The 24,251-nt window shown below is 37.8% G+C and carries 26 protein-coding genes, 1 other RNA gene and 1 riboswitch; of the genes, 7 read left to right on the top strand and 20 right to left on the bottom strand.

Features of this window, described 5'->3' with window-relative positions:
• Positions 1-664 precede the first annotated feature (664 nt).
• Entirely contained in the window at positions 665-1,195 is a 531-nt protein-coding gene (locus WDJ61_RS10775; protein WP_338749556.1) for an isoprenylcysteine carboxyl methyltransferase family protein, read from the bottom strand.
• Complete coding sequence (locus WDJ61_RS10780) at positions 1,195-2,265, bottom strand: type III polyketide synthase (protein ID WP_338749558.1); 1,071 nt, start codon at positions 2,263-2,265, stop codon at positions 1,195-1,197. Before WDJ61_RS10780 ends, WDJ61_RS10775 begins: the two co-directional genes overlap by 1 nt.
• Positions 2,266-2,392: 127 nt before the next feature.
• On the opposite strand from WDJ61_RS10780, the gene WDJ61_RS10785 reads away from it, so the two are divergent.
• Complete coding sequence (locus tag WDJ61_RS10785) at positions 2,393-2,806, top strand: hypothetical protein (RefSeq protein ID WP_338749560.1); 414 nt, start codon at positions 2,393-2,395, stop codon at positions 2,804-2,806.
• Positions 2,807-2,943: 137 nt separating this feature from the next.
• On the opposite strand, the gene WDJ61_RS10790 is transcribed toward WDJ61_RS10785, so the two are convergent.
• The gene (locus tag WDJ61_RS10790) at positions 2,944-3,348 is read right to left on the bottom strand and encodes an SMI1/KNR4 family protein (RefSeq protein WP_338749562.1); all 405 of its coding nucleotides are present in this window, start codon (positions 3,346-3,348) and stop codon (positions 2,944-2,946) included.
• A gap of 318 nt (positions 3,349-3,666) precedes the next feature.
• On the opposite strand from WDJ61_RS10790, the gene WDJ61_RS10795 reads away from it, so the two are divergent.
• Positions 3,667-4,266, top strand: a complete 600-nt coding sequence (locus WDJ61_RS10795) for a hypothetical protein (protein WP_338749564.1) — start codon at positions 3,667-3,669, stop codon at positions 4,264-4,266.
• A 149-nt stretch (positions 4,267-4,415) separates the two neighbouring features.
• Positions 4,416-4,616 carry a DUF4241 domain-containing protein gene (locus WDJ61_RS10800; protein ID WP_338749566.1) on the top strand — a complete coding sequence of 67 codons (201 nt, stop codon included), beginning with the start codon at positions 4,416-4,418 and terminating at the stop codon, positions 4,614-4,616.
• A 138-nt stretch (positions 4,617-4,754) separates the two neighbouring features.
• Here the strand turns inward: WDJ61_RS10800 and WDJ61_RS10805 are convergent, their stop codons facing one another.
• From WDJ61_RS10805 to WDJ61_RS10830, 6 genes are all read right to left on the bottom strand, one after another.
• A complete protein-coding gene (locus WDJ61_RS10805; protein WP_338749568.1) occupies positions 4,755-5,363 on the bottom strand; it encodes a hypothetical protein in 609 nt (202 codons plus the stop codon).
• A 497-nt stretch (positions 5,364-5,860) separates the two neighbouring features.
• Complete coding sequence (locus WDJ61_RS10810; protein WP_338749570.1) at positions 5,861-6,520, bottom strand: hypothetical protein; 660 nt, start codon at positions 6,518-6,520, stop codon at positions 5,861-5,863.
• 464 nt (positions 6,521-6,984) lie between these two features.
• Positions 6,985-7,560, bottom strand: a complete 576-nt coding sequence (locus WDJ61_RS10815; RefSeq protein WP_338749572.1) for a hypothetical protein — start codon at positions 7,558-7,560, stop codon at positions 6,985-6,987.
• A gap of 417 nt (positions 7,561-7,977) precedes the next feature.
• A complete protein-coding gene (locus WDJ61_RS10820) occupies positions 7,978-8,811 on the bottom strand; it encodes an ankyrin repeat domain-containing protein (RefSeq protein ID WP_338749574.1) in 834 nt (277 codons plus the stop codon).
• Between the two features lie 518 nt (positions 8,812-9,329).
• Entirely contained in the window at positions 9,330-10,637 is a 1,308-nt protein-coding gene (locus WDJ61_RS10825) for a nucleobase:cation symporter-2 family protein (RefSeq protein ID WP_338749576.1), read from the bottom strand.
• Positions 10,634-11,218, bottom strand: coding sequence for a xanthine phosphoribosyltransferase (locus WDJ61_RS10830; protein ID WP_338749578.1), 585 nt, complete (start codon positions 11,216-11,218; stop codon positions 10,634-10,636). The genes WDJ61_RS10825 and WDJ61_RS10830 overlap by 4 nt, the downstream gene beginning before the upstream one ends.
• A gap of 127 nt (positions 11,219-11,345) precedes the next feature.
• A riboswitch (purine riboswitch) is annotated at positions 11,346-11,447 on the bottom strand.
• Between the two features lie 266 nt (positions 11,448-11,713).
• On the opposite strand from WDJ61_RS10830, the gene WDJ61_RS10835 reads away from it, so the two are divergent.
• The 3 genes from WDJ61_RS10835 to WDJ61_RS10845 are packed head-to-tail and all read left to right on the top strand — an operon-like array spanning position 11,714 to position 14,015.
• Positions 11,714-11,869 carry a cytochrome c oxidase subunit 2A gene (locus tag WDJ61_RS10835; RefSeq protein WP_338749580.1) on the top strand — a complete coding sequence of 52 codons (156 nt, stop codon included), beginning with the start codon at positions 11,714-11,716 and terminating at the stop codon, positions 11,867-11,869.
• 17 nt (positions 11,870-11,886) lie between these two features.
• Entirely contained in the window at positions 11,887-12,369 is a 483-nt protein-coding gene (locus WDJ61_RS10840; RefSeq protein ID WP_338749582.1) for a cytochrome c oxidase subunit II, read from the top strand.
• Complete coding sequence (locus WDJ61_RS10845) at positions 12,366-14,015, top strand: b(o/a)3-type cytochrome-c oxidase subunit 1 (protein WP_338749584.1); 1,650 nt, start codon at positions 12,366-12,368, stop codon at positions 14,013-14,015. The genes WDJ61_RS10840 and WDJ61_RS10845 overlap by 4 nt, the downstream gene beginning before the upstream one ends.
• A 66-nt stretch (positions 14,016-14,081) precedes the next feature.
• Here the strand turns inward: WDJ61_RS10845 and WDJ61_RS10850 are convergent, their stop codons facing one another.
• From WDJ61_RS10850 to WDJ61_RS10900, 11 genes are all read right to left on the bottom strand, one after another.
• Positions 14,082-14,915 carry a cytochrome c oxidase assembly protein gene (locus WDJ61_RS10850; protein WP_338749586.1) on the bottom strand — a complete coding sequence of 278 codons (834 nt, stop codon included), beginning with the start codon at positions 14,913-14,915 and terminating at the stop codon, positions 14,082-14,084.
• Between the two features lie 154 nt (positions 14,916-15,069).
• A complete protein-coding gene (locus WDJ61_RS10855; protein ID WP_338754772.1) occupies positions 15,070-16,212 on the bottom strand; it encodes a class I SAM-dependent RNA methyltransferase in 1,143 nt (380 codons plus the stop codon).
• A gap of 152 nt (positions 16,213-16,364) precedes the next feature.
• Positions 16,365-16,762: RNase P RNA component class B (gene rnpB / locus WDJ61_RS10860), an RNA gene on the bottom strand.
• 78 nt (positions 16,763-16,840) lie between these two features.
• The gene (gene gpsB, locus WDJ61_RS10865) at positions 16,841-17,158 is read right to left on the bottom strand and encodes a cell division regulator GpsB (RefSeq protein WP_338749588.1); all 318 of its coding nucleotides are present in this window, start codon (positions 17,156-17,158) and stop codon (positions 16,841-16,843) included.
• Positions 17,159-17,237: 79 nt separating this feature from the next.
• A complete protein-coding gene (locus WDJ61_RS10870; protein WP_338749590.1) occupies positions 17,238-17,798 on the bottom strand; it encodes a DUF1273 domain-containing protein in 561 nt (186 codons plus the stop codon).
• 60 nt (positions 17,799-17,858) lie between these two features.
• Positions 17,859-18,098 carry a CotD family spore coat protein gene (locus WDJ61_RS10875; protein ID WP_338749592.1) on the bottom strand — a complete coding sequence of 80 codons (240 nt, stop codon included), beginning with the start codon at positions 18,096-18,098 and terminating at the stop codon, positions 17,859-17,861.
• Between the two features lie 339 nt (positions 18,099-18,437).
• Positions 18,438-19,646, bottom strand: a complete 1,209-nt coding sequence (locus WDJ61_RS10880) for a ribonuclease H-like domain-containing protein (protein ID WP_338749594.1) — start codon at positions 19,644-19,646, stop codon at positions 18,438-18,440.
• 42 nt (positions 19,647-19,688) lie between these two features.
• Entirely contained in the window at positions 19,689-21,935 is a 2,247-nt protein-coding gene (locus WDJ61_RS10885) for a DEAD/DEAH box helicase (RefSeq protein ID WP_338754773.1), read from the bottom strand.
• Positions 21,936-22,140: 205 nt separating this feature from the next.
• The gene (locus tag WDJ61_RS10890) at positions 22,141-22,509 is read right to left on the bottom strand and encodes a YppG family protein (protein ID WP_338749596.1); all 369 of its coding nucleotides are present in this window, start codon (positions 22,507-22,509) and stop codon (positions 22,141-22,143) included.
• Between the two features lie 67 nt (positions 22,510-22,576).
• The gene (locus WDJ61_RS10895; RefSeq protein WP_338749598.1) at positions 22,577-22,927 is read right to left on the bottom strand and encodes a DUF1798 family protein; all 351 of its coding nucleotides are present in this window, start codon (positions 22,925-22,927) and stop codon (positions 22,577-22,579) included.
• An 82-nt stretch (positions 22,928-23,009) separates the two neighbouring features.
• Positions 23,010-23,252, bottom strand: a complete 243-nt coding sequence (locus WDJ61_RS10900) for a hypothetical protein (RefSeq protein ID WP_338749600.1) — start codon at positions 23,250-23,252, stop codon at positions 23,010-23,012.
• 334 nt (positions 23,253-23,586) lie between these two features.
• Between WDJ61_RS10900 and recU the strand changes: the two genes are divergently transcribed.
• Positions 23,587-24,192, top strand: a complete 606-nt coding sequence (recU, locus tag WDJ61_RS10905) for a Holliday junction resolvase RecU (protein WP_338749602.1) — start codon at positions 23,587-23,589, stop codon at positions 24,190-24,192.
• Positions 24,193-24,251: the final 59 nt, after the last annotated feature.

The following is a 24,251-nucleotide window of genomic DNA, read 5'->3' on the forward strand; positions in this document are numbered from 1 at the left end:
TACGTTAGGAAGCGGATTCTTTTTTTCTATTGTATATGATTTCTGCTGTATTTCCCATCGTAAAAAAGAAAAAAGAAGGCTTTATATCAGCCTTCTTTCCAAATTATGCTTCAGCTCTATTTACGTGATCGATCACATACTTCATAACGCCGCCGTATACAACTACTGTCGTCGCAACAAATACCCATACCATGATCTCCCCACCGTCCTTTTTTACTCAGTCTATATCGTTTCATTGATAATAATTTTCATCTTCACTTATACTTTATCACGAGCGATAATGATTTTCAATAGCATTCATAATTTTCCTTATTTGCTTTTCTTTTCTGTATTTGCAAGTGGACAATTTGGGCATTTTCCGCAACCTGTTTTTTTGCACATCTTTCATTCCTCCAATTTTTTATGATGGGCTAGGAAACGAAAAAAGCCAGCGATGACCGTTCCAAATAGGGAAGGTATCACTGGCTTGATCTGCGCACAGGTCTCTTTTTCTAGAGAGTTTAGCAGATTTGACAGTTTCGAATGTATCATCTAGCGGAATGAATATTCACTTGGTCAAAAAGAGGGAGTCTTTAAGGAAGTGACTTTGCATCTCCGCACGTTTCAGTATTGATATTGATTATTATAATCCTTCTTAAATTTTCTGTCAATTCATTTTTGAAACTTACCTTTTGGCAAACGCCTCTTGATAGTTTGTCAATTGTTCTAGCGCTTTCTCTTCTTCGTTTAAACGGATCATTAAAATGATTTGATTCAAAAGAAAATAAACAATCAAGGTCCAGTATGCTTGAAATATGAATGGAATAACGATCAGTTCGGCTGTCACAACAAAATAATTAGGATGTTTTAAAAAGCGAAATGGTCCTTTGACGACAACTTTCTCACCCTTTAACACAATAATTTTTGTATTCCAATATCGGCCAAGTGTGCGAATGGTCCATAGCCGCATCAACTGCAAGCCGAGGAAGAGAGCCAATAGAAAAGGCCATAATGGATAAAGGACTGATTGCTTCATACTCACTTCAACCACTAGCGCCACAAAAAATGTCGCATGCATCAGCACCATAAACGGATAATGTCTTTGTCCAAACTCCTCCGCTCCTTTTGCCTTCATCCACTTTTCATTCCGCTTCGCATAGACAAGCTCCACTAGTCGTTGTGCTGCCAACAATAGGATAAATAAATAAAAAAACATTATTCCCACCTCATTAACAGCATTTCTGAACTAAACCCAGGGCCAAGTGCAAGCATCAGCCCTAAATCATACGGATGTACCTCTTTTTGTACATATTGTTCCAACACAAACAGCACCGTAGCGGACGACATATTGCCGTATTGACTTAACACCGTTCTTGATACATTCAACTGATCCGGTGCTAGCTGCAAGCTCTCTTCATACGCTTCCAACACTTTTTTACCACCTGGATGAGCCACGATATGGCGGATCTCCTCTATTTTTGTTTGTTGACTTGCTAAAAACCCCTTCACTTGCGGCTCCAGCCATTGGTGAACAATGGACGGAATATCTTTTGAAAAAATCACATAAAAACCATTATTCTTTATGTCCCATCCCATCACCTCTTCTGAATCCTCCATTAGAACGGTTGCTGTTTGTTGAATGACAGGGAGAGGTCTTGATGCACGTTGAAACAACTGACTTTCCTCTCCAGCAACTAGCACACAAGCCGCTCCATCGGCAAATAAAGAAGTGCCGATTAAATTACTTTTTGATAAGTCTTCCACTTGAAAAGTGAGACTGCATAACTCCACCGCCACGACTAACACATTCGCTTTAGGATAAGCGAGGCAATACTCATGCGCTCGTGCCAGCCCCGACGCTCCTCCCCCGCAGCCAAGTCCCCAAATGGGCAGCCTCATCACTTTTTTCGAAAAAGGAAGACGATTGATCCACCGTGCTTCTAAGCTAGGGGCGGCAAGACCAGTCGTACAAACAGTGATGATCGCATCAACATCTTCATATCGTGCTCCGGCTTGATCTAAGCAGCCTTTGATTGCCTCTTCTCCAAGCTTGATTGCCTCCTCTAGAAATAACTGATTTTTCTCTTCAAAACTATGCTTCTCTTTATACCATTCCAGCGGTTTCGCTAAATACCTCGTGTCTATTCCACCGTTATCAAACACCGATAACAACCGCTCGATTTTCGGATATGTATGCTGAAATACATCATAAATCATCTCCTTCGCCTCTTGCTGATGAACAATATGACGGGGTAAGGCCGTTTGAACCGCAATAATTTTTGCCATAGTCAACTCTCCACTTCAATTGATAGGCTTATTTTTCCTTATTGTCCAGAACTTATTCATACAAACAACAGACATAAAAATAAAGTGAAAAGGCAAAATAAACAGAAATGATATGAGGAGATATCACATGAAAAATCTACTATCATATTCATTAACAGCATTTATCTGTTTATTTCTGATGAGCCATACAGCAGTCGCTGAATCGCTAAAGATGGAATCCAATAGAGGTCCTTTGCAAATGAAAGAAGAAGCGGATCAAGGAAAAGTTGTGTTTGAATTTAAAACCGATTTTGTTTCCATGGCTAAATTTTTCAAACTGAACGTAAAAGAATTCCACCAATTACGTGATAAAAAAAGCATGGTAGAAATCGCTCAAATGCAAGGAATCAACAGAAATGAATTATTTAATTACTTAGTGACTCAGCATTATAAACATTTAGAGTTGGCCTACCAAAAGAAACAAATCGATTTAGAGTTTATCATGGATTATACTTTGCATTTAAAAGAAGATATTATTTGGGAAATGCACGTTAAAAAATAGGAAAAAGAAGCTCCTATTCTAATGGAGTAGCTCATTTAACTTTAATAAGAGCAACTCAAATTGGACAGAGCTTCTTTATATGCAGATGCACCGCTTCCCCTGATTTTTGCACCTCTCGTCAGTGACATAAGAAAAATCTATAGCTTTTTTGAAAACACCTTACTTACAAACTCCATAAACGTTTTTTCTTCTCTTGGGACAATGGACAAGTCCTCATGCCAAATTTCAACAATTGACCAATTCTCAGCAGGTAAAAATCCCATAGCATCGCCAGAAAAGTTGTCTCCAAATAACAAAACATTCTTTATTTCTGGGTAATCAACGTCATCATAAATTTCATCAGCTTCAATTAGTCCTCCATAAAACATAAAGTATCCATCAAAAACAGATCCAAATCCTACTTCCGTTAAGAAATCTATATAATCTTGCGGAATATCGATAGATGCTAATTCTTTCTCCGCTTTTGATTTTGACATCTTCTGAAAGTTATAGTCGCTAGGTGCTTCATTTATTTTTTTAAGAATATCTGCATATCTTCCCATTCAATAACCTCCAAACAACCTTGATTTATGTATGAAAGAAACACTTTATTTCCAATTTTAACAGATTTATTTAATTTCGAAACGCTGGAATTATGATTCTTTTTTGTCAGATATAAAGCAAAATGATGTGATTTTCAGCTTACGAATTGGCAAGCCCATCATTTAGTAGAGCCTATTTGTCTGTAGACTATAGTCATTCGTTTACTCTTATTTCTGAATTACCGGACTTAATTTTCAAATTTTACAATAAAATAACAAATCCATCCATACATAAGGTATAATTTTACACAAAACAACTCAATAGTTAGGAGGGAAATGATGAGGAAAATACTATTTTTCACAATATTAACATTGCTTGTGTTTTCTTTGATTGCTTGCGATAACGGTAATACGAACTTGAAAGCCAACACCATTTCTGAAACTAAGTTAACAGAAAGAGAGCAAGCTATACTTACAACTACTGCGAATCAATCTTTTATATTTGACTTCAATGTAGATGATAAATATAAAAATGTAGACTTATGGGTTGAAAAATATGAATCAGGCAAGTTAGTCGGAAAAGTAAACGATATTTCTACTGAGATTAAAAATAAAGGAACTATTATCTTCACAACATCGAACACGATTGAAGAAAGTAATCAAGCTCTTTTTACGATTAGTGTTCATAATGATGGAAGTACAGCTGCAGGATCAAATCAGGAAACGGTTCCAAAGGATTATCTTAGTATTGTGTCGGGGAGTAACCCGCTAGACAACGCTTCAATTACCGATCAAATGATCTTAGCTAGTATTTGTTATTCAAGTAGCGAAGATGAAGTCAGCACTCTTTCCAGTGATTTTTATCGTGATGCGGATAAACATATGGATGAGCTAAAAGACTATGAAGTTGTCTATTTACTTAGAAGTGAATTTAAGTGATTTCTAGGTTCCATTTTACACATGAGGGCGGTTGTTAATTTCAATTCCAATCTCTCGATGATATAAAGAGAATAAATTTTTTCAAGCAATAACCTACTTTCTAATATGAAATGATTACACATGAAGTAGAAAATCTGCATGATATAGAGATGAATGAAGAAGGATCGAAATATTATGTGGCCTGTTCTGATAAAGTGGCATCAGATGATGAGGGCGGAGTATTAGTTGGTGGAACAGTTTCTAGGCCAGGTTTTGGAGATGGATATTATCCTGTCTTTGTGCAATATGATGATAAAAATGAGATTGTAGGTGTACTGCTAGACTTTTGTACAGAAGATGAAGACGAATAAGCAATTTGAGATGATAAAAAATAACAGCACAAACGCTGACTTTCGTTTGTGCTGTTACTGTTCATGTATTTCTGCTGTCAGCTATGGGGTCAGACCCCATAGCTCTGTTATGTTTCCATGGTCATTCTAGACTTGTTATCATTCAAAGTCTATATCTTCCCTTTCAAATACCTCTACTTTTATAGCTGGAGATAATCTTGAAATCACTTTTTCATAACTTGAATAATTGGAATTTCCAGTAAGTATTCCAATCCAATTACCGTCATATCCAACCCAGTATATAATTGCTTCGGCTTTAACTTCTACCAAAAGGACATTTTTATCTTGATTCTCTATCGATACTTCAGAAAAGACCCAAGGGTAATTAGACCACAAGACTGTATCTAGAGCGCAACCAAACGTAATCAAGTTTGGCAATAGTGCAGCAAATGTATCCATATTTTTCGCGGTGATTGTAATGACGGTATTTGTTTTGTTTACCCTCACTATTTCATAATGTGCAGCAACTTCAAGGCATTTATCTAAAAATTCTTTCTGCCCAAACGATATTCTAAGTAGAATATAGATAGGAGACATGTTTTGTGATTCCATTAGTTTTAAAAGCCACTGTCCATTTCCATGTTTCAAAACGTCCGTTTCAATGTCAAAAGAGAAAGGAAGATGTCCTTTTATATGAAATCCGTAAATACCGTTCTTTAACAACTCTTCTAACTCTTTTGGCGGATAGTAAGCTACTTCTGGCAACATATTACGATCCTCCCTTTTCAAATAGCACATCTCATTTTAATCTTGTTTAGGCCCATATATAATACTTTTTATCAGTAAATCTCCATCCGTCTTTATAAGCTTTATTGAATTTAAAAACATAGTGGTATGCCGGATTAGAAATATGATAATGCCACATTTTAGGTTTTGATTTTTTTCCCTTTAAAAACCGTTCGTTAGTAGGGTTACGTGATCAACTGGGGCATAATTCAATTGAGACAACAGTTCTGTATACTAACTACTCGCAAAACGAACAACGGGAGGTATTCGGTGAAGCTACTAAAGAATAGTGTATAATCGATAAAAATTGAATAGATCATCACTAATTTTCATTCGTATTAATAAGCTAGAAGCAGGTTTCTCAATAATTCAACAATAGTATCTTTAGTCCAAAAAGAGTAATAAATGTAAGAGTGCTAGGTATCAAAAAACCTGAATGATTCCTAGCACTCATTGTTGCTTTTAAGCAAAAATAAATTTTAGTCTTCTAGAATTTGAGCATTTAACAAATTCATTAATTTGGTCTTACCTTGCTCAAGCGAGTTATGATTTTTAAAATATATTAAAAGCGACAAATACTCAGTAATATGAACAACTAAATTTTCATTTGAGAAAAATAACAATGGGACCCCCTTGATAGCCATTTTCCCAACAATTTTTATTTCGGAGTAACTTTCAATTATCGCTCCCCTATAATCATCTTTTGATGATGGAGGTTCTTCAAAGATCTTCGCTTTTAATAAATTAGAATAATACTTTTCATAATCTTGTCTTATCCATTCATTAGTTTCATCCCATATAGGGGAAGAGTTTTCATATAAAAGCCAATTTCTTTCAAGACTAGGTGTCACGAGCACCTTTCCCTTAGGAAAAAGATATGGGCCTGCCTTTTCTAGCCAAGTAAAAAACTCTTCTTCTAATTTCAACCACTCTTTTTGACTAAAAGAAGGGCTAGCATACTCATTCTCTATCGCTTCAAATCCCCATGAATCGTATAGTTCATGAAAATTTATTTTTGATAACAGATTGTTAGGCATTCCTATTTTTAAAACGTATTTGTTGTTATCTTCATCTTCCCAATCATAAAAATCGTAATTTATTAAATTTTTTAATAAATCATTCATTTTTAATGCTTTCATTAATTCATCTCCTAAGTAGTAAGAACTACTTTCACTCTCTTATTTTGCGAGGACTTTACCTAAACCATCTAATGAGGCTACTCTATCGCCTTTTTTAATTTCCATTTACTGCTACAACGACCACCTGTATCTTTATCAATGCTCCAACCTGTTTGGGGATCTCTATATGCAGTTTCCCCTCTCATTTTTCGATTGAATTTCCCTAAATTAACTTGGCCTTTTCCTCATTATGCAAAGTATCTATCAATCTCCTATTGAAGATCGAATAATGTATAATTAACGCAATCAGAGTCTCATTATTTGCATGAATAAATACAAAAATAGTATAATATTTATTTTTTTATAAAAAAATTCGATCGAAACATTTTATGAACACTGATATATCAATGTTTTCTTTATATTTTCTCTTCTAAAACGGTTAATCTTTTTTATAAACGTCGCGACTTTATTTTAAATCCACAGATTCAATTATTTTCTTTATTTATAAAATATCCAGCAGAAATCTTAGTAATAACACCCTCTAAATTCCCATAATTTTCATCATTTAAAAATAAACTAATTCCAACCTCAGTTATACAGAGTAGTGAGGCAGTAGAATGTAGCGAAAAATATAAAACACCTCGGTTTATTGAATAAGGTTTAGAGCTAAAAGCCTCAAATTTATCAGTAATTAAAACATAACTATCTAGTCCAATCATTATAGTTTCAAACATTTTATCTATTAAAAAATTTAAAACTGTTTTATTTGTGAGCTCTATAATGAAAATTGGATTTTTATATTTTAAATAACTTAAATTAAAATTGATCTGTTTACTCTTCAATTCATCCTGAAATTGTTCTTCATCACCTCTTAATACACTTATAAATACTATAATTGGAACAATAGACTTTTGGTTAAGGAAATCCACTACAAATGGCTTTAATAAAGAGATAGGTTCAATAATTAAATTAAATACCTTAACTTTTTCATTGATCGTAAAACCATAGCTATCTAATGAAGAACTGTCAGTTTGGATAGATATAGTAGGAACTGAGTTCATACAGAAGTATCTCTCCTTTATTTTTGTATTTTGTATCCTTTAGGTCCTGCTTCTGGCACATTGTAATGTGCATCACCTACGTGAAAATGCCAATACCCACTTGCTTGTAATTTCTTTCCTGTTTTTTTATGAATGTAGGTTGCTTTACCATTATCAATTGAAAATACTCTTCCGCCTTTTCCTTTATGTTTTTTCTTAGTAACTAAAACAAGATTATTACCAACATCCCACTGAATTTTATACTCCTTTTAGAGCTATGGGGTTAGACCCCATAGCTCTAAAAAGGTGGATGAAAATGATGAAGAATAATACTTGATTTGAAAAAATTTATGGTATTTTATAAAAAGGAATCATCAGATGCCATTCTCAGCTTATTTGGTACCCTGATGACTCCTTTTGTTTTTGGGAAAATTGATGTTACAAGTTTTTATCTAGCAATGCTAAAAGTCTTTTACCGCTATTGTCTACAATATCTTTTTTAGCTCCATATTCTAATAATAAATGAACAATTTCTTTATCAGCATGCTCAACCGCGGCAAATAGGGCGGTTTTTCCCTCTGAATCTTTTATTTCTAAATCCGACTTATTTTTAATCAGTACTTCTACAACCTTTCGATGGTTATATGCACAAGCAATAATTAAAGGTGTAGCATTATCAGAGGATTCATTTCGAATATCCACATTCGCATGAGAATGAATAAGATAACTCACTATATCCTCATGTCCCTCGCTCGCTGCTATATAGAGAGGAGAAAAACCGTTTATATCCTTTAAATTAACATCTGCCCCTGCCTGAATTAATAATTTCACGCAATCTAAATGCCCTTCTTGTACTGCCCAGTGTAATGGAGAATAGCCTTCTCCATTTTGATCTTGTTGGTTCACAGATAACCCTTGCTGAATCAATATTTTGGAAACTTCGACTCTTCCGTGTGCTGAGGAAGCATGTAAAGGAGTATATCTGTCACGATGTACATCTAAATCACAACCGTACTCAATTAGCAGCTCAACAATAGAAGTAAACCCTTTGCTACTAGCAATTTCAAGTGGTGTCGAGCCATCGATATCTTTGGAATTAAGGTTAGCGTTCATGTCTGCCAAATATTTAACAACTTCATATTCATCTTCTTGAACTGCCCAATGGAGTGCTGTATATTTATCTTTGTCCCCTTTGTTAATATCGAATCCATCCTTGATGAATTTTTTTACAATACCTAGTTCTCCATGTGCTGCAGCTTGAAATATATTCATTTATTTTAATACGCCCCCTTTAGGAATTAAAAGATAATTCTATACTCTATTCTTTGGATAGAAATAATGGTCATGTTTACGCGGATCTTTTTTCGGTACATTAGGATAATGCACTCGCTCCTTGTCTTTTCCTGCACGTTTTGAGCAATGATGCAAAAAATCAGATTAATCATTTGAAAGTTAAGAAAATTATACCGATAAACTTATCAATCTCTCACTAGACATTAAATGACTTATAATTTACGTGATGGGGTCTCATTAGTTGCATGATCAAATACAGCAATAGTATAATAATTTATCAGACGGAATAATATAGGTATTAATACTTATATTGGAATTAATTTCCCTTGTTGAGTATAAAAATTTGATCAAACTAATGCTATTAACCATGATCAAAGAACAAAATCCATAAAATGATAATACCCAAAAAAAGATTGTGACCTTTTATCTATAGGTCACAATCTTTTTAAATGATAATCTTCGTTTGTGCTACTAATATTAGTATATTGCAATTGTACTTACGACACTTTCGACCCACTCAACGCCACCACTTGTTTACGTTTACTGCCGATTTCATTAAACAAGATATTCAAAACGATCGCCGTCATACTGCCAGCCACAATGCCGTTCCCCGTTAAAATTTGCAGTCCTTTTGGCAAGTTAGCAAATAAATCCGGAACAACAGTCACACCAAGTCCCATTCCCACGGAGCAAGCAATAATTAATAAGTTCTCTTGCTTCTCCATATTGACTTGGCTCAACATTTTAATTCCTTGAGCAATGACCATCCCAAACATGGCGACCATCGCTCCCCCGAGAACAGACGGAGGAATGATTGTCGTAAACGCCGCGATTTTCGGCACTAACCCTAGCACCACTAAAAATCCTGCAGTGTAGTAAATCACCTGTTTTGATTTCACACCTGATAATTGCATTAAACCGACGTTTTGCGAAAAAGCAGTATAAGGAAACGCATTAAAGAGACCACCAAGTATAATCGCAACCCCTTCTGCACGATACCCTTTCGCGATATCTTTCTCTGTGATGTGCTCGTCGCATATATCACTCACGGCAAAGTAGACACCTGTTGATTCTACAAGACTAACCATTGCCACTAAAATCATCGTTAAGATGGCTGTTACTTCAAATGTAGGGGTGCCGAAATAAAACGGCTGCACCATATGGAAGAAAGATGCCTCTTGCACAGGTGAAAAGTCGACCTTTCCCATAAAGAAAGCAATCACCGTTCCGACAAGCAAACTAATCAGCACGGAAATCGAACGAACAAAGCCATTAAAAAAACGATACAACACAATGATTAATAGTAATGTCGCTCCTGCAAGACCAAGGTTGGATAACGAACCAAAATCTTTACTGCCAACGCCTCCAGCCATATTATTCATCGCTACTGGAATTAACGTCACTCCAATAATGGTTACCACGGAGCCGGTCACGACAGGTGGAAAGAAGCGGACAAGTTTACTAAAGAAAGATGATACTAGTAAGACGAAAACTCCCGAAGCAATAATCGCTCCATATACGGCGGAAATGCCAGACGATTCACCAATGCTAATCATTGGAACGACTGCGGTAAACGTACATCCTAATACAACTGGCAAGCCAATTCCTAAGAAACGTCCCTTCCAAACTTGCAAAAAGGTCGCAATACCGCACATAAAAATATCAATCGATACTAAATAAGTTAACTGTTCCGCTGTTAACCCTAACGCCCCACCAACAATTAATGGAACAATAACGGCTCCAGCATACATCGCTAGTACATGCTGCAGTCCAAGCGATGCCGTTTTTAATACAGAAGTTTTCATGCACGTGCCTCCTCGACAAAGGTCACTTGGCCATTCTCTAGCGATTGAACGCGAGCAAGTGACTCAACGCGTACATTCTTTTCTTCAAGCAGCTTTCTTCCCTCTTGGAAAGACTTCTCGATCACGATTCCGATTCCAGCTACATGCACACCAGCTTGCTCGGCAATATTTAATAGTCCTAAAGCCGCTTGGCCATTGGCTAGAAAGTCATCAATAATCAGGACGCGATCTTCTTTATTTAAAAAGGCATTAGAAACAGCAATGCGATTGGATTGTTGTTTTGTAAATGAATACACATCCGCTGTTAATAACCCTTCCGTTAACGTAAGTGATTGGCGCTTTCTCGCAAATACAACTGGTACACCCATTTCTAATCCTGCCATCACACTCGGGGCAATCCCGCTAGATTCAATCGTCAAAATTTTCGTAATGCCATCTTCGGCAAACAAACGAGCAAATTCTTGTCCCATCTCTTTCATTAATACCGGGTCAATTTGATGATTTAAAAAGGCATCTACTTTTAATACCTCATTTGAAAGTACTTTGCCTTCCTCAATAATTTTCTGCTGTAAACGTTCCATGTTTGTTTCCCCCTCAACAATAGTTGATCTTTGGGGCATAAAAAAGCCCAAAGATCATTACATTCCTCAAAAAAAGAGTGAAGCAATGCCCTTTGGGTTCTTTCGCTGCATTCATATTTTCCTATGAATGCAGCCACTGCTCACTCATAGTCAGACGATTTACGGTCATCTGGTAGAAACTTGCAGGCCCTATTCCTGCCATTATATGAGCGAATGTTAAATTTTAATTAATAATGTATTAACATTATACCAGCAACATGAAGAAATACAAGCTTATTCACGAACAATAAACGTTATTTTTGAAAAAACATTCGTTGATTTAAACAAATTTCCCAGTATTTCTATATTTCCTCTTCAAATCTTACTCATACAATCTTCACATTTCCTTCACAAATCCTGTTATTGATTGTGATAATTCTCACAGATGGATTCTATTCTCAACCTTATGATGATGATAACGAAAGATATTCGACAGGAGAAAAAGGAGTGAGATCAATGGCAAAGCTTGAAACGAAAGAAATGACAGAAGTAAAAGTAAATCCAGAAGATTCTTCATCATTGAAAGGCACTTTATATGCTGTATTTGGAATAGGAATATTTTTAATCATCACTTGGCTTATCGTTTTTTCCATTTTCTTAGAACGCAATTAAGAGAGGAGTCATAAATCATGCATCTTCACCGTTATGAAAAATGGTGGCTAACCTTTGGAATTTCGTCTTTAGTCGTCTTTCTTGTTATTTTAGGAATTAGTGCTTTCCATCAAGGTCATCAGCCGCCTAGTGCAAATGCCATCATCAATCATGAAAAAGTAGAACAAATTGCACCTTTTGATAAACCAGGTTTAAAGAAGGTCGAAGGAAAAGATTGGGATTATGAATTAGTTGTCCTTGCATCAGCCTTCTTCTATAACCCTGGTGAAGTCGAAATTCCAGTAGGTTCAAAAGTGAAAATCATTGCCACAACAAAAGATGTCGTTCATGGATTTGAAGTGGCCGGCACGAATATTAATATGATGCTTGTTCCAGGTCACGTGAATGAAATCGTTACCACATTTGATGAGCCTGGCGAATATCTTGTCGTTTGTAATGAATACTGTGGTACTGGTCACCACACAATGAAATCGATGTTTAAGGTGGTGGAAAAAGAATGAACAATCCGTTAACAAAAGTCGATCGCCGAGATGCTAAGCTAGCGATGGCTCATATGTATGTCGCGTTTGCGGCCCTTGCACTTGGAGGACTTGCTGGTCTATTGCAAGTATTAGTTCGCTCTGGGCGCTTTGAATTACCATTAAATATTGGCTATTATCAAGTATTAACAACACATGGAGTATTACTCGGGCTTGTTTTAACAACTTTCTTTATTCTCGGTTTCCAAGTAGCAGGTGTGAGCCGCACAGCTGGCACCTTATCCAAAGGCCAACGCTTAACAGGCTGGATTGGATTTTGGGTAATGTTAACTGGTACTGCAATGGCTACTGCCATGATTTTATTAAATGAAGCAACTGTCCTTTATACATTTTATGCCCCATTACAAGCTCATTGGATTTTCTATCTTGGATTGACATTTGTTGTCGTTGGTAGCTGGTTAGTCGGATTCGCTCAAATAGCGAAATACATCTCTTGGCGGAAACAAAATCCTGGCCAACCTGGACCACTCTTTACGTTTATGGCTGTCATCAATATCGTCCTTTGGTTGGTGGCTACACTAGGAGTAGCAGCAGAAGTAATCTTCCAATTACTTCCTTGGTCTTTAGGTTTAGTCGATCGTGTGGACGTACTGATTAGCCGTACACTGTTCTGGTATTTCGGACATCCGCTTGTATACTTCTGGTTACTTCCAGCGTATATGTGTTGGTATGTGATCATTCCAAAAGTCATTGGCGGAAAAATTTTCTCTGATTCATTAGCACGACTGTCCTTTATTTTATTCTTATTATTCTCTGTGCCTGTCGGTTTTCACCATCAGTTAACAGAACCAGGAATTAGCCCATTCTGGAAATTCCTTCAAGTCATTTTAACAATGATGGTCGTTATCCCATCGTTAATGACAGCGTTTAGCTTATTTGCCACTTTTGAATTGTATGGTCGTTCTCGTGGCGCAAAAGGGTTATTTGACTGGTTTAAAATGCTTCCTTGGAAAGATGCACGCTTTGTCGTTCCATTTATCGGAATGGTTGCTTTCATCCCGGCAGGAGCAGGCGGAATCATTAACGCATCGAACCAAATGAACCAAGTTGTTCATAATACCATTTGGGTAACAGGGCATTTCCATTTAACACTTGCCACATCTGTCGTATTAACATTTTTCGGTATCGCTTACTGGCTCATCCCTCATTTAACAGGACGTGTACTAACGCCTGCAATGAATAGATTAGCTATTGTTCAAGCTTTTACATGGGCACTAGGTATGACGATTATGTCAGCTGCCATGCACGCGGCTGGGTTACTAGGGGCTCCACGCCGTTCATCCTTCTCCACTTACGGGGACGCGGCACAAGCATTAGATTGGATTCCATATCAAATTGCTCAAGCTGTCGGAGGAACCATTCTATTCTTAGGAATCATCTTAGTACTAATCATCTTTATTAACCTAGTTTGGTTTGCACCAAAAGGCGAACAAGAATTCCCAATTGGAGAAGTAGCTGAAGGTGCTGAAAAAACACCAATGATCTTCGAAAACTGGAAAATTTGGATTACAGTAACAGTCGCTTTAATCTTGATCGCTTACGCCATTCCAGTCATGGATATGTTCCAATACGGACCAATCGGATCGAAAGGCTTCAAACTTTGGTAAGAACCTAAAGTGGAAGGACCTGTTTAACGCTAAATAAAAGCTGCAGAGCTCGATGCTCTGTAGCTTTTATTTCTTTTTATAAGGCATATTAAACGTTTCTCTAGCATAGTAGGGATAATCATCATCAGGCTCTTCTTCCTTTTTCGCCCACTTTGACATAATAACGAATAAAGCAATACCGTATGTCGTCAATTGAATCCCCTTCAGAAAGCCGCCTCCCAATTGCTGATCCCCTAGTGCCGATAAGCTAGGCAGGATTTGTTGACCTTCTTGATATAATGTATAATGCGGATTTCCTGAAGCAAGAAGAAAAATACCGACCGGTAAAAGCAACAGCGAGGCTAAAAAAATATAAAGGACGCGGACAGGCTCGGAAAGCTTCGTCATTTCTGGAAGCGGCGTAATAATGGTCCACCACATAATAAAAGCAAACAATAGCAATATTCCTTGACCAACGAACGTTAATAATGAATGGTCACTGATCACATTAAAAACGGGTGGAGCAAAATAAACAGATAACGACATATTAAATAATAACGCAGATGGAAACGGATGAGTCAGCCACTTCATCACTCTTCTTTTTTGATAAGACCAAAAATAAGAGCGCAAAAAATCAACCGGCAAACTCATAACACATAGCGGTGGCACAATAAATAAAATCACCATCAGTTGCAGCACATGGGCGCTAAATAATTGATCGGCACTCACTACAGCTATTGGACTTCCTTTAAAAAGATAAACTAACACAACCGCTGTGAAAAAAAAGAACTTCTGCTTAGTCGTCACTTTATATTTACTTATTAATTTCATATATAACAACGATAGCAACACGAGCATAACAAAAATGCCAACTCCCCAAAACTTAAACCAGCCATAATGAGAAATTAGATTGTCGCTCACTGTAAACACAACCTCCTTCATGAAAAAATAATCGATTCATTTCCTAATTATTTACTATAACAAAATATTCTAACTTTTTCACGTATAGATAGACCTATCATGAAGCAAAAGACTAAGAGCGAAGACGACTTGTCGCTCCGCTCAAAAACCTGTTCTATTTTTCTTTTCTCGGTGGGCGTTTACCCCAATATTGATAATAATCTGTTCGAATAAAGCCGTTAAACAGCTTCCGTTTTTTTGTTGCTGGCTTGCCATAAAATTGTTCAAAGCCTTCATGTGACGTCATCATGTACACAGACCACGTGTCGTACGGCGCTAAAGCAGCACCCATAGCTTTGTACATTTGCTCAACTTCCGGACGATCCCCTAGACGTTCTCCATATGGAGGATTCCCAATGATCACGCCATATTCTTTCGTTGTCGTAAAATCCGCCACATTCATTTGTTTAAATTCAATTAAATCTCCAAGCCCTGCTTCAAAGGCATTCTCTCTTGCAATATCGACCATGCGATGATCAATATCATAACCAGCAATGTCAAGTGGTTGATCATAGTTTGCCACATCTTCCGCTTCGATTCTTGCTTGATCCCATACAGCTTGTTTCATCCATGGCCAGCTTTCAGATACGAAATCACGGTTGAAGCCAGGAGCAATGTTTTGACCAATTAAAGCCGCTTCAATTGGAATCGTTCCTGAACCGCAAAACGGATCGACAAATGGACGATCGGGATGCCAGTTTGTCAATTGAACAAGCGCCGCAGCCAACGTTTCTTTTAACGGTGCGCCCCCTTGAGCAATTCGGTATCCGCGTTTATGTAAGCCAACGCCACTCGCATCAATCGTTAACGTTGCCTTATCTTTTAATAAAGCGACTTCAATTTTAAATAGCGGTCCTGATTCTTGCAGCCATGTTTGCACTTTATACTTCGATCTTAACCGTTCAACAATCGCTTTTTTAACGATCGCTTGGCAATCAGATACGCTGAACAGCGTCGATTTTACAGACTTTCCTTGTACCGGAAATTCCGCATCTACCGGTAAATATTCTTCCCAAGGTAACGCTTTCGTCGATTCGAATAGTTGGTCAAACGTCGTTGCCTTAAATTCACCGACTACGACCTTTAAGCGATCCGCTGTGCGCAGCCATAAGTTACAGCGAGCAATCGCTTCTTCGTCTCCCTTAAAAATGACTTTTCCGTTTTCTGTTCGGCCTTCATAGCCGAGCTTTTTTATCTCGTCCGCTACGAGCGCTTCCAGACCCATCGCTGCCGTAGCAATTAATGTATATGTCGCCATCATTTCACCTGCACTCTTTAAATTCTATGTACCTTTATTTTTATATATATGTGACCTATGTATGCTATCTTTCATAACCAATATTACGCGAAATAGAATAAAAGCCCTCCTATAATAGGAGAGCATGTGAAGTTAGTTTCCCAACAATAACGTTCTGTAAGCCATGTTTTGTTCCATCGTACTGCAAGCGATCTGGGAGATCTTGTACTCCGGTGGCAATCATCTATCTCCGGACGCCTTCATTGGCATCCGCCCTTCTTATCGTTCATTTCCTTAAAGAAGATGCCCCTACCTAAATTTGGGTTGCTCACTCGTGGGGTTTACCTCGTTCCACCTTTATAATTTCTTATAAAGCTCCGTCACTGTGGCACTTTCAAGGTACTCATACCATATCTCATCGACTTAGGTATTTTCCCTGCCGTCAATCGGATTTTCACCGAACTGCCCTAGCTTATTTATTCACTAGGCACGAACACTACGGGCATCTCAGCACCGTGTGAGCATGGACTTTCCTCTACAACCTTAAAGATTGCAGCGATTACCCGAACGTTATTATTATCACCTGAACCATTATAGAGGAAAATAGACCTCATTGCAATGATTGATTTCAATTACCTCATTTAGCAACTTATTCATTGTACAACTTATCGCCAAACACATGTCTTTCTAGGTTGGATAGACGTTTTAAAATATCAAAATTAGTCGACCCTGCCACCGATTGTGGTGAAGGCGTCGGCTGAGAACGCGTCATAGTTGTTTCACTTTGTTTTTTCAAACGCATATTTTCCTGTTGTAGCTTTTCAATCGCTTGATGAAACTCTTCATAATCTTTAATGATAAGATCTAGAAATTGATCGACCTCATCTGGATGATAGCCTCTCATCGATGTTTTAAATTCTTTTTCTAAAATGTCTTTTGTTGTTAATTTTAATTTGTCAGATAACATCTTCGTCATCACCTCAATATAGTGCAACTGTTTTATTCATTTTTTCAAAAATAGCCTGTTTTGTCAATTGAAACATCCCTTATTCCCAGTCTAAATTGTTTAATTGCTCTTCTTCAACAATAAGTTGAAGATCATAAAAGCTAATTTGCCGAATTTGATATGATCGTTGTTCGTGCCATTGTTTCGCCATTTGATATAAATACTGTGGCGAGCCTTCCTTTTCTTCATCATATAAGGCAAGCAGTCCCACCGATTTTTGTAACATGAATTGATTTTTGTTTCTAAATTGCTGCGGACTCGTATACGGCTGATTGGATACAGAAGCAACAAAATCCGCTTGACTAACAATCACTTCATAGTATGTACGCTTTTCTTCTTTCCAATTGACCTCTTGCTGAAGAAAAGGAGTGAGAATGGCTAACCTTACATCCCGACCTTCCTTCTGCAACTCAAAGACCACCTCAGCTGTCCAGCATTCCACACCTAACTGTCCGCTAATCAGGACCCACTCAAGCCCTTCGTCTAAAAGCTGAAGAAGTTGCTGTTTGAGGGCTTTCTTTATATAATCAATGGCTATATCCTTTTGTTTAAACACCCCAATTTCATGAGGTTTATAGCCAGTCACAGCCCAAACGGACATATGCATCCTCCCCTATACAATGATAAAAAGCAAGGGTTACCCCTTACTTTTCATTTACTATTAATAGCCAAAAGGCGGTCTAGGACGACCTCCGCACATCTGTTGCTGGTATTGGGCATTTTGAACAAAGGACTGTGTCTGCGGAAAATAATGCTGATGCTCAAACAGTTGATGCTGCACATTTGTTGTATGAGTTGGATGAATATGTGGAACAATAATATTTTCAAACATGTGATTTTCACAGCATTTTGGTGGATGAACCACAGCTGGCATCACTATAGGTGGTCTACAAGGAAACATTTGGACTCCCCCTTTCACTTTCCTATTTACATAAGCAGTTTATGAAAGGACAAGGGAACATGTACTATTACAAACACCTATTTTACATAAAGCTATAGAAACTCGTCTTTAAATTCGTCATCACTACGGCCGTCAAACAAACAAAAACAAAAAACAAGACAAATAAAGCACGATACACGGTCAATCCACCCCATAAGTATTTTTCATAATATTTCTACATGATTCTACATTTTACAACCTTTGCTTTGAATATACAATAAATATCCATTAGGAATTTGGGGAATTTAATAAGAAAGTGAACATTTTTTGTATAAAAACAAATTCCAAGGATGATACTGGTTAGTTTCCTATTTTTCTCTTAATGCGATTCAGTCTTTTTATCATCATTTCATTGGATTCAGTCAACATATTGGCGACATGTTGAGCATGCTTTAACGCTAGCGGATAATCTTTCTCTTGATGTTCATAGTATTTGCTTAATTCTAGGTGAGCTTCTTTCTTACACCGATCCGAACCATCTGTACATACTTCAATCCATAACGAGATCGCTTCTTGCCATTGTTTCTTCCTTTTGTAATGAAAAGCAAGAGCATGTTTCGCTTCTAATCCGATCATCGATGAATGGGTCTCAGCAATTTGCTGATAGGCTTGAGTCGACTTCTCCTTTTCTCCAATGTAATCGAACCATTTCGCTACTTCGATTCGCTCCCGCTCTGTGCTGTCTTGATTTTTTTGCAAAATATGATGACTCAAATGTGTATAAAGCGTAATCAATGTTAAAATATCTCTCTCATTATGCTCCATAATTTTTAGTATTCCCTCTGGATCTTTCCGCTCTAAATAATCAAAATAAATCATCGGGGCTAAAAATCCGGGAATATCTTCTTGACGTTCAATATTGAGAATATTTTTTTCCACATTTACAAGCTTCACTGATTCCATCGTATGCTTCCACAATCGTCTAGATGCATGAAATAAATCAAAGTGACCGAAAGTAGGTAGCTTCGGGACATGATCACGAACAAGTGTATGCCTCGTTTTCACTTGCGGCCAATCAAAAGCTTTTCCATTATACGTTACAAGTGTTGTGTAATCGACCTGTTCAAGGAAACTTGCATATAACGCCACTTCATTCCCCGGCTCTGGCAAAAAGTGCTGACGCAAAACGACTTGATCTTCCAATACGCGAGCATAGCCTAGCAGAAAAATGGTGTTCCCCACTCCTCCACCAAGCCCTGTTGTTTCCGTATCGAAGAAAAACAAGTCTTCTGCTTGCATCCCTTTAGCAGAAAGCGGATGATTCCCGTCCCAATCATTCCAAGTCTTCACCGCCTCCTTTATTTCCAAAAAAGAATGGCGTCCATGCTGATAATGAAGCGGATAGCGAACCTCTCGAATGAAACAATACTGATCGCCAAGTACATATGGAGTTACTTGAGCGTTGTCCCAGCCTTCCATAGAAATGGGTTTCTCTTTCTCCTCATTCACTATTTGTTCCTCTTTAATTAAATGAGACTTCATTCGCTGAAGCTTGTTAGATAGACTCATCTACTTTCCTCCTTCATTCATCCGCCGCTGGAAAACATCATATTAGCATTGATTTAACAATTGTATACTTTGTTGTTTCGCTTGAATCCCACTTATTTCCGTCCCAACACATGAAGGACATCCATCCTCACAAGGACAATGTTTGATTAAGTTGGTAGCCGCCTCTTTGATAGAATCAAAACGTTTATACACCTCTTCAGCTAATCCGATGCCACCAGGGTAATGATCATATAAAAAGATGGTCGGTAGTCCAGAATGAGTCGCTTTTATTTGTGACACGACATGGATATCTTTGCGATCACACATCACATAGACAGGGACAACGTGCTGTAGCACATTCGCCACGCCTAACAATAATTGCTCAAGCGTTTTTTCTCCGATCGTCGGGTCTACTTCTATTAACTCAATCCACATTGCGCTCGTATGCAATTCTTCTTCCGGAAGATGAATTGGTCCAGATCCGATATTCTCAAACGTGCTTAGTTTGATTTTTTTAAAGATGCTAGGCAATATATTGATCGTCACATCACCGTAATGAAGGGACGTCTGTTCTCTCTGTTTTGTTAGGTCGATTTCCAGCACTTTCAACTGTACCGCTAAATTGGCATCTGTGAAATATTCGACATCTACTTCTCTGACATATGCCTTTTTATGTGGCCAGTCTAATTTCTCTACTTGGTATTGAACCCCTTCATGTAAATAAATGGCCTCATCATGAAGCAAAGTCATCGCACTAAAGCGATCCATTTCACCAATGATTTTAACATTTCCTGTTTCTGACTGATCAACAATAACAACATTTTCCTGAGAAGCTGATCGCAAGCTAATCTCTCCTGCCGGAAATGACTGATTCGCCCAATAATACGTGTCACCATTTTGGTGAATCACTCGTTCTTCCACTAAAAATTCTAAAATATCATCAACGTCGAGCGCTCCAAACTCTTCCCCTTTTTTAAATGGCAGTTCATAGGCGGCACATTTTAAATGATCGACTAAAACAATTAAATTTTCGGGATTGATTCTAGCCGATTCAGGTGATCGCTCGAAAAAGTACGACGGATTTTGTACAATATATTGATCGATCGGCGTGGAGCTAGCTACCATCACTATTAATGCTTCACCATGCCGTCTCCCCGCTCTTCCTGCTTGCTGCCATGTGCTCGCAACACTCCCAGGATATCCAGTCATGATGCACACTTGCAGCTGGCCGATATCTACCCCAAGCTCTAAAGCGTTTGTGCTCACCACACCTAAAATGTCACCGTCTCTTAATCCTTTTTCAATTTCCCGACGCTGCTTTGGTAAATAACCGCCGCGATAACCCCTAATCGATTTCGTCGCGATTTGATGTTTCACCAATTCTTGAATATGACTTAAAATAATCTCCACGCGTACCCGACTTCTAGCGAAAACGATCGTTTGAATATTATTTTTAAGGAATTCCTTCGCTAAATGATTGACTTCTACTGTGGCACTTTTTCGAATGTTTAATGGCTTGTTCACCACAGGTGGATTATAAAACACAAAATGCTTTCTTCCTCTTGGTGCTCCGTTATTATCTATAAGACGCATCGGGTTGCCCGTCAGCTGCTCGGCTAATTCTTTTGGATTGGCGATCGTTGCGGATGTACAAATAAAGATCGGCTCACTTCCATAAAATCGGCAAATCCTTTTTAACCGGCGGATCACATTGGCCACATGACTACCAAACACTCCACGATATGTATGAAGTTCATCGATCACGACATACTTCAAGTTTTCAAACAGACTGACCCATTTCGTATGATGAGGCAAGATCGCAGAATGTAGCATATCTGGATTGGTAATGACAATATGTCCCGCTTTCCTTACGACTTGCCGAATGGCAGGCGAAGTGTCCCCATCGTATGTGTAGCTCTTAATATCGATCCCTATTTCGTTGATCAGTTCATTCATTTCGCTTTTTTGATCCTGCGCTAAGGCTTTCGTAGGAAAAATATAAAGAGCTCGGTTCGTCTCACTTTCAGCAATAGACTGTAAGACTGGTAAGTTATAACATAATGTTTTTCCTGAAGCTGTCGGCGTAACCGCTACAATGTTTTCTCCCTTTTGTACCGTTTCAAAAGCGGTCAACTGATGACTATACAATTCACCAATCCCTCGCTTTTGCAGTGCAAGCTTAATACGGGCATCGACACGCTCGGGTATCGGCCTTGTCTGCGCCTCCTGCGGTTCAATTTCATGCCAGTTAATAATATTTTCATTATCTTTTAACTCTTGAATGAGGTCTGAAAGTGATTTCTTACCGATCATTTACATCGCTCCCTTATGTATATGTAATAGTCTAACGAATAAACGTTTGGTTTGCTAGTTGGAATTAACAGCCGAAAGATGAGTCAATCTATGTAGAAATAAAGTGAAACTTCAATCAGTGGGGGTCTTACAGCCCGTTAATGCGGGATAAAGAAAAACCGCAAAAGGATCATCTCCTCTTGCGGCTCTTCTCAAACTATGATCATACCTTCAACCACCCGCTCACTCCTTTGACAATGCTCCCTAGCTGTGAAACCGTATTCATCATCACTCCTGCTGTATCTAATGCTTTATTGATGTTAAAGGATCCATCTTCATTTTTAAACGACTGCATAAACATATTACTCGTGTTCTTTTGTGGTATATTGGTAGGATATGGGGCAAGGGGCATTTGCGAATAAAGTGGATGCTTTTGTTCAGGCATTTGCATTTGATACAACGGATGATCAAATAAATGACCAGCAAATGAAGAATACTCTTGAGCTTGTGAATGAAAAGCAGGATAAGATGGGCTATACGGATGATACATATAATACTCAGGCCGAGGCGGCATCACTTCCCAAGGATTCATTCTTTCTCCCCCTACTTTACGGTTTGTTCATCATTATCGTATGAAACAGCAGGGCAAAAAGTGAGAATCATTTCAGCTCTTTCAACAGGCTATTTAATAAGAAATTCGTCGATTCTATATAATTTTTAAAGCGAGTGTAGCTTGTTTCTGGAAAGAAAGCTTGGACAGACACTAACTCAATATTTTCAACCACTGCCTTCACTTGTGGTTGATGGATATATTTAAATCCCCCTTGTTGTAGCTGTGTTTCTATTTCTTTTTTCCAGTGGATGGACACTTTATTCGCTCGATCGGCAAACGGCTTGACCTCTTGATAGAAATCGCCTTTTTCGTTCGTTTTTCTTTTCTCGTGGTAAATCTCATTTGCTTCTTTGACAATTGTCATCAATTCAGTTGTTAACTTCTGAAGCTCTTTCATCTGACATTCTCCTCTGACTGCAGCAATTCCTTACAGATGTTCACATTCTATAAGTTTTTTTGTCAGACTTCAAGCAATCGAGTTATAGCGGCTCGTATGTCACTTTGAATGATTGAACCATTTTATAAGAAGAAGGAGCGGAAAGAAGATAGTTTGCACCTTCTTCAAGGTGTTCTATTCGTTCTAAGATGAGCTCTTTTTTTCTCCAGAGGCGATTGCAATGAGCTTTATGCAAAATAGTCACACGTTTTTTCATTTCTTTTTCAATCTGCCCGACTGTCTCTTCAATTTCCATCAATGTGCGCAGTACCTCTTCTCTTGTCACGTTCACCACTCCTTTTTCTTATAGTTCTTTCATTCCAGAGACCTATCGTTTATATGTATACTTATTCGTTTACCAATTAATAATTCCCTTCACACCTGACAAAACTAGTACCTATTCGGCAAAGAAAGAAACTAGTTTACAACTAATATCACTAATTTCGACAAAGTCCAAATACCTATTTTTTGAAAAATGCAGAATATCAAAGAAGCGGTTATAATAGAAGAAGTGGGGCATGTTGCATCGTTTCTGTGTTTCGATTTCTCTTTTCATGTTTTTCCTGCCCCATAAATAAATTTTTCTGTTATGATATGTAGTATCTTGTGAGGTGTATTCAATGGTGATAAAATATCCAAACGGAAAAAAGTATGCTCCACAATCACAAGCATCATCTTTACCACCGAAATTGAAACAACAAAACTACAGCAACAGAGGAATGACGCTTGAGGAGGATCTAAACGAAACAAATAAGTATTATTTAGAGCGTGGTATAGCTGTGGTTCACAAAAAGCCAACACCCGTCCAAATTGTTCAAGTTGATTACCCAAAAAGGAGCGCAGCTGTCATTAAAGAAGCTTATTTCAAACAAGCCTCGACGACGGATTACAACGGTGTGTACAGAGGAAAGTATTTGGATTTTGAAGCAAAGGAAACAAGAAACTTAACCTCTTTTCCACTCAAGAATTTTCATCCGCATCAAATTGATCATATGAAAATGGTGGAAAAGCAAAATGGCATAAGCTTTGTCATTCTCCGTTTTGCTGCATTAGAAGAAATATTTTATCTTCCGGCTACTCACTTGTTTGATTTTTGGGACCGGATGAAAAATGGTGGTAGAAAGTCGATTACCAAATCTGAAATAGAAAGTGTCGCATTTCAAATTCCATTAGGACTTCATCCAAGGATCCCCTATTTATCTATTATTAATCGGTTACACTTTTAATATTGGATAAAGATTAATTTAGGAGAGCAAGTTTAACTACTTACTCCTTTTGGAAAGCG

The sequence above is a fragment of the Bacillus sp. FJAT-52991 genome (assembly GCF_037201805.1).
Taxonomy (GTDB): Bacteria; Bacillota; Bacilli; order Bacillales; family Domibacillaceae; genus Bacillus_CE; species Bacillus_CE kandeliae.

Bases quoted from the DNA above. Each gene is read 5' to 3' on its own strand.
- WDJ61_RS10835 (WP_338749580.1), top strand. From the start codon at position 11,714: ATGGCAAAGCTTGAAACGAAAGAAATGACAGAAGTAAAAGTAAATCCA.
- WDJ61_RS10890 (WP_338749596.1), bottom strand. From the start codon at position 22,509: ATGAATCCTTGGGAAGTGATGCCGCCTCGGCCTGAGTATTATATGTAT.
- WDJ61_RS10775 (WP_338749556.1), bottom strand. From the start codon at position 1,195: ATGTTTTTTTATTTATTTATCCTATTGTTGGCAGCACAACGACTAGTG.
- WDJ61_RS10780 (WP_338749558.1), bottom strand. From the start codon at position 2,265: ATGGCAAAAATTATTGCGGTTCAAACGGCCTTACCCCGTCATATTGTT.
- WDJ61_RS10895 (WP_338749598.1), bottom strand. From the start codon at position 22,927: ATGAAAGAGCTTCAGAAGTTAACAACTGAATTGATGACAATTGTCAAA.
- WDJ61_RS10810 (WP_338749570.1), bottom strand. From the start codon at position 6,520: ATGAAAGCATTAAAAATGAATGATTTATTAAAAAATTTAATAAATTAC.
- recU (WP_338749602.1), top strand. From the start codon at position 23,587: ATGGTGATAAAATATCCAAACGGAAAAAAGTATGCTCCACAATCACAA.
- gpsB (WP_338749588.1), bottom strand. From the start codon at position 17,158: ATGTTATCTGACAAATTAAAATTAACAACAAAAGACATTTTAGAAAAA.
- WDJ61_RS10880 (WP_338749594.1), bottom strand. From the start codon at position 19,646: ATGAGTCTATCTAACAAGCTTCAGCGAATGAAGTCTCATTTAATTAAA.
- WDJ61_RS10820 (WP_338749574.1), bottom strand. From the start codon at position 8,811: ATGAATATATTTCAAGCTGCAGCACATGGAGAACTAGGTATTGTAAAA.
- WDJ61_RS10815 (WP_338749572.1), bottom strand. From the start codon at position 7,560: ATGAACTCAGTTCCTACTATATCTATCCAAACTGACAGTTCTTCATTA.
- WDJ61_RS10785 (WP_338749560.1), top strand. From the start codon at position 2,393: ATGAAAAATCTACTATCATATTCATTAACAGCATTTATCTGTTTATTT.
- WDJ61_RS10830 (WP_338749578.1), bottom strand. From the start codon at position 11,218: ATGGAACGTTTACAGCAGAAAATTATTGAGGAAGGCAAAGTACTTTCA.
- WDJ61_RS10875 (WP_338749592.1), bottom strand. From the start codon at position 18,098: ATGTTTCCTTGTAGACCACCTATAGTGATGCCAGCTGTGGTTCATCCA.
- WDJ61_RS10825 (WP_338749576.1), bottom strand. From the start codon at position 10,637: ATGAAAACTTCTGTATTAAAAACGGCATCGCTTGGACTGCAGCATGTA.
- WDJ61_RS10795 (WP_338749564.1), top strand. From the start codon at position 3,667: ATGAGGAAAATACTATTTTTCACAATATTAACATTGCTTGTGTTTTCT.
- WDJ61_RS10800 (WP_338749566.1), top strand. From the start codon at position 4,416: ATGAATGAAGAAGGATCGAAATATTATGTGGCCTGTTCTGATAAAGTG.
- WDJ61_RS10855 (WP_338754772.1), bottom strand. From the start codon at position 16,212: ATGGCGACATATACATTAATTGCTACGGCAGCGATGGGTCTGGAAGCG.
- WDJ61_RS10790 (WP_338749562.1), bottom strand. From the start codon at position 3,348: ATGGGAAGATATGCAGATATTCTTAAAAAAATAAATGAAGCACCTAGC.
- WDJ61_RS10840 (WP_338749582.1), top strand. From the start codon at position 11,887: ATGCATCTTCACCGTTATGAAAAATGGTGGCTAACCTTTGGAATTTCG.
- WDJ61_RS10845 (WP_338749584.1), top strand. From the start codon at position 12,366: ATGAACAATCCGTTAACAAAAGTCGATCGCCGAGATGCTAAGCTAGCG.
- WDJ61_RS10870 (WP_338749590.1), bottom strand. From the start codon at position 17,798: ATGTCCGTTTGGGCTGTGACTGGCTATAAACCTCATGAAATTGGGGTG.
- WDJ61_RS10805 (WP_338749568.1), bottom strand. From the start codon at position 5,363: ATGTTGCCAGAAGTAGCTTACTATCCGCCAAAAGAGTTAGAAGAGTTG.